This is a genomic window from Pararcticibacter amylolyticus (genome assembly GCF_003130405.1).
In the GTDB taxonomy this organism is placed as follows: domain Bacteria; phylum Bacteroidota; class Bacteroidia; order Sphingobacteriales; family Sphingobacteriaceae; genus Arcticibacter; species Arcticibacter amylolyticus.
Genome location: NZ_QEAS01000022.1, coordinates 32,156 through 36,827 on the forward strand (window position 1 = coordinate 32,156; position 4,672 = coordinate 36,827).

Annotated in this window: 4 protein-coding genes; all 4 read left to right on the top strand. The window is 48.9% G+C overall.

Annotated elements, in window-relative coordinates:
* On the top strand, positions 1-625 hold a 625-nt coding region (locus DDR33_RS21310; RefSeq protein WP_317047465.1), incomplete at its 5' end, for an HAD family hydrolase.
* A gap of 288 nt (positions 626-913) precedes the next feature.
* The gene (locus DDR33_RS21315) at positions 914-2,593 is read left to right on the top strand and encodes a GMC oxidoreductase (RefSeq protein ID WP_109417856.1); all 1,680 of its coding nucleotides are present in this window, start codon (positions 914-916) and stop codon (positions 2,591-2,593) included.
* 24 nt (positions 2,594-2,617) lie between these two features.
* Positions 2,618-4,084, top strand: a complete 1,467-nt coding sequence (locus DDR33_RS21320; protein WP_109417834.1) for a Gfo/Idh/MocA family protein — start codon at positions 2,618-2,620, stop codon at positions 4,082-4,084.
* A gap of 16 nt (positions 4,085-4,100) precedes the next feature.
* Positions 4,101-4,670 carry a gluconate 2-dehydrogenase subunit 3 family protein gene (locus tag DDR33_RS21325; RefSeq protein ID WP_109417857.1) on the top strand — a complete coding sequence of 190 codons (570 nt, stop codon included), beginning with the start codon at positions 4,101-4,103 and terminating at the stop codon, positions 4,668-4,670.
* Positions 4,671-4,672: the final 2 nt, after the last annotated feature.

Genomic DNA, 4,672 nt, shown 5'->3' on the forward strand with positions numbered 1-4,672 from the left:
GAGCCCCCCTTCTCTCATGACCAAATTACAAGCACTCACCCAACTCTCAAAAGGCGACTATAAAGCTTTTCTATACGACTGCGACGGTACTCTTGCAGATAATATGCAGGCGCATAAGGATACTTACGTAAAGGTAGCCCTGGACCACGGCGTGACGATCGATCCTGCTATCATTGATGAGTTTGCGGGACTGCCTATAGTAAGAGTGGTAGAGGAGATTAATAAAAGATACCAGTGCAGCCTGGATCCTGTGACCTTTAATGCACTGAAATATGACTTATATTACAACGAGTATATCCAGCATATCAGACCGGTAGAGTTTGTAACGGAACATTTGAAAGTGCATGCGGGAAAAGTAAGGATTGGGGTGGTTTCCGGCGGTTCCAGGGATGCAATAGAGAAAACATTGGAGATCTTAGAGATCAGGGATCTGGTCGAGGTCCTGGTGTGTGCGGGCGAAACAGAACGGGGTAAACCATATCCCGACCCCTTCTTACTGGCGGCTGAAATGCTGGAAACAGACCCGCAGTATTGCCTTGTGTTCGAAGACGGCGAAGCGGGCGTAAAAGCGGCGGATGATGCCGGAATGGACTGGATCCGCATCGATAAAGTCGAGGGGACCTGACCTGGCTGATCTTCCTGCCTTCCTGTAAACCTTATCTGTCTCTTTCCAAAAAAAATTGGATATAAAGAATTAATTTCTATATACTTGTATATGTCAAGTAAAAGGATTTAGCTTTGGGCAAACCGGTGCATTTGCAATAAAATTGTTACACGTATCCACAGCCCAGGGTGCAATCTTCTCTATATTTATTTACATATTTATCTAACAAAATAAACTGACTAACATAAATAAACATTACCCGAAATACATCTGAATAAATAACCAACGCACACTTAAAACCTGTTAATGATGGCAGAGAATACCTACGACGCAATTGTAATCGGTTCAGGGATAGCGGGAGGCTGGGCAGCAAAAGAACTAACCGAAAAAGGGCTGAAAACAATCCTGCTGGAGAGAGGCAGGAACATCGTTCACGTGAAGGACTATGTGAATGCCAACAAAGATCCCTGGGATTTCCCTCACCGCGGAGGACGAACGCAGCAGATGGTGGAAGACTATCCTGTGCTTAAACGGGACTACCCGCTTAACGAAACTAACCTCGATTATTGGGTAAATGAGAAAGAGAGCCCCTATGTGGAGGTGAAACGCTTTGACTGGTACCGGGGGTATCATGTCGGTGGGCGCTCGCTCATGTGGGGCAGACAATGTTATCGCCTTAGTGATATTGACTTTGAAGCTAACGCAAAGGAAGGCATAGCAGTTGACTGGCCTGTCAGGTACCGGGATCTTGCACCCTGGTACAGCTACGTAGAACGTTTTGCCGGTATCAACGGTTCAAAAGAGGGCTTACCGCAACTACCCGACGGCGAATTCCTGCCTGCCATGGAAATGAACTGCGTGGAAAAGGACGTGGCAGCGAGAATAAAAGCTCATTACAAGGGAAAGCGGACGATGATCATGGGAAGGAGTGCCAATCTTACCGTTCCTCATCACAGCCGGTCGAATTGCCAGTACCGTAATAAATGCTGGCTGGGATGTCAGTTCGGGGCATACTTCAGTACACAATCTTCTACGCTGCCTGCGGCTATGGCCACAGGCAACCTGACGCTCCGTCCATTCTCCATCGTTACCAGGATCCTGTATGATAAGGATACGAAAAAAGCAACGGGGGTGGAGATATTGGATGCGGAAACTAATCAGACCTACCAATTTTTCGCAAAAGTAGTCTTTGTGTGCGCCTCTACACTTAACTCCGCCTGGGTGCTGATGAACTCGGCCACGGACGTATGGGAAGGCGGACTGGGCAGCAGCAGCGGTGAGCTGGGGCACAATTTGATGGATCATCATTTCAGATGCGGCGCTGCGGGAATTGTGGAAGGGTTCGAAGACAAATACTACTATGGACGACGCCCGAACGGTATTTATGTCCCGCGTTTCAGGAACCTCTTCGGAGAAAAACGGGATTATGTGAGAGGCTTCGGATACCAGGGCAGCGCCAGCAGGCAGAACTGGGGCCGGGAAATCGCGGAATTTAACATCGGTGCTGAATTTAAGGATGCCCTTTGTGAACCGGGGCCATGGCGGATAGGGCTGGGTTCTTTTGGAGAAACCCTGCCATATCATGAAAATAAGATCAGCCTCGACAGAACAAAGAAGGATAAATGGGGGCTCCCTGTTCTGGCAATAGATTGTGAGATAAAAGAAAATGAGCACAAAATGCGTAAGGATATGATGACCGATGCGCAGGAAATGCTGGCAGCCGCAGGAGTGAAGGACCCCGCTACTTACGATTCAGGCTATGCGATGGGTCAGGGCATTCATGAAATGGGAACGGCAAGAATGGGACGTGACCCCAGGACATCAGTTCTGAATGAATGGAACCAGGTATGGGATGCTAAAAACGTCTATGTCACTGACGGTGCCTGTATGACCTCTGCAAGCTGTGTGAATCCATCGCTCACCTATATGGCCTTAACGGCCAGGGCCGTAGATCATGCCCTGAAGGAGCTTAAGAAAAGAAATATCTGAGTAATTATTTTAACCTTTAATTTTATGTCAGAAAAAAAAATCAACTCTGAAGCTGCAAGGTCTTCGAGGAGAGACTTTATCAAAAATGCGGCTGTTGCAGCGGCTGGCTTTATGATTGTTCCCCGTCATGTACTGGGAGGAAAAGGATTTCTTGCACCAAGCGACCGCCTGGTGATTGCCGGAGTAGGTGCCGGGGGAAAAGGGCAGAGCGATATAGCAAGTTTCTTCCAAAGCGGAAAAGCCGAAATTGCCTTCTTATGCGATGTGGATGACCGCAGGGCTGCTGAAAGCAGGAAGGCTTTTCCCAGGGCAAAGTATTATAAAGACTGGAGGGAACTTTTTGATAAGGAAGCGAAAAAGTTTGATGCCGTATCCGTTGCGACTCCCGATCATAATCATGCCGTCACCACACTTGCTGCCATGCAGTTGGGCAAGCATGTGTATGTACAGAAACCCCTCACTCATGATATTTATGAAGCCCGCGTGCTTACTGATGCGGCCAAACGGTATAAGGTAGTAACGCAGATGGGCAATCAAGGTGCCTCCGGAGACGGCGTAAGGCAATTGATGGAATGGTATAATGCGGGAATAATAGGGGATGTCCATACTGTTTATAGCTGGACCAACCGTCCTGTCTGGCCCCAGGGAATTCCCTGGCCTGCTTCAAAAGCGGATATACCAAAGGAACTCGACTGGGACCTGTGGCTGGGTACAGCGCCTTATAAGGATTATATCGACAAACTGGTGCCGTTCAACTGGCGGGGATGGTGGGATTATGGTACCGGTGCCCTTGGTGACATGGGTTGCCACCTGATTGAACCCGCTTTCCGCGTGTTAAACCTGGCGTATGTAAAGGATGTGGAGTGCAGCGTCGGAAGCGTCTATGTCGATGAGTTTAAAAGAGGATACTTCCCTGAAAGCTGTCCTCCTTCCAGTCACGTCACCATGACCTTCCCCAAAACAAGCAAAACACAGGGGCCTGTAAGGCTGCACTGGATGGACGGCGGTATTCAGCCCGAAAGGCCGGAAGAGCTGGGGCCTAACGAAATGTTTGGTGACGGAGGTAACGGCACCCTTTTTATCGGAACAAAAGGAAAGATGATGTGCAGTACCTATGGCGCGGATCCCAGGCTCCTTCCTCTTTCAAGGAACCAGGAGGTTCAGGTGCCCAAAACGATTCCCAGGGTGCCGCAGAGTGCCAACGGGCATTACGCTCAATGGGTGGAAGCCTCCATTGCCGGATACGGAAAGAAAGAGGTGAGTTCTCCTTTTGAAATTGCGGGACCTGTGACGGAAGCCCTGCTGATGGCCAACCTGGCCATACGCGGTTTCGATATTCAGAAACCAAAATCAGACGGAAGCGGGTTTGATTACCCCGGCCGGTATATAAAGCTCCTTTGGGATAATCAGAATATGAAGGTGACCAATTTTGACGATGTGAACCAGTTTGTAAAGCGGGAATATCGCCAGGGATGGAAACTGGGTGTTTAACAGCAGGAAAAATTCAATGAACAGAAGAGATGCAATTTCCCGGGTGGCATGGCTGCTCGGTGGTACCATAATAGGGGCGGAACTTTTTGTTGATATGGCGTGTACGCCGCGGCCCGGTAAAGTGAACGATCTGTTTAATACCGATCAGCTGGCCTTGCTGGATGAGATTGCCGAAACGATCCTTCCCCGCACCAGCACCCCCGGGGCAAAAGATGCCAAAGTCGGAGCGTTTATCACCATGATGGTGGAAGACTGTTATAACCCAGAAGATCAGCGGGTATTTATGAAAGGCTTGTCGGAACTCGACGACGCATGTAAAAAGAAACACAGTAAGACCTTTATGGAATGCGACGCGAAACAGCGTACCGAATTTTTGACTCACCTTGATAATGAACAGAAACAATATCAGAAAGACAAAAAAGAGGATGCGCCTAATCATTATTTCACCATGATGAAACAGCTCACCCTCCTCGGATATTTTACATCGGAGACCGGAGCTACAAAAGCCCTCCGATATGTGTCCATCCCCGGAAAGTACAACGGCTGCGTACCCTACAAGAAAGGCGACCGCGCCTGGGCGACTTAGAT

Excerpts from the sequence above, each read along its gene's own strand:
- DDR33_RS21315 (WP_109417856.1), top strand. The coding sequence starts at position 914 with ATGGCAGAGAATACCTACGACGCAATTGTAATCGGTTCAGGGATAGCG.
- DDR33_RS21320 (WP_109417834.1), top strand. The coding sequence starts at position 2,618 with ATGTCAGAAAAAAAAATCAACTCTGAAGCTGCAAGGTCTTCGAGGAGA.
- DDR33_RS21325 (WP_109417857.1), top strand. The coding sequence starts at position 4,101 with ATGAACAGAAGAGATGCAATTTCCCGGGTGGCATGGCTGCTCGGTGGT.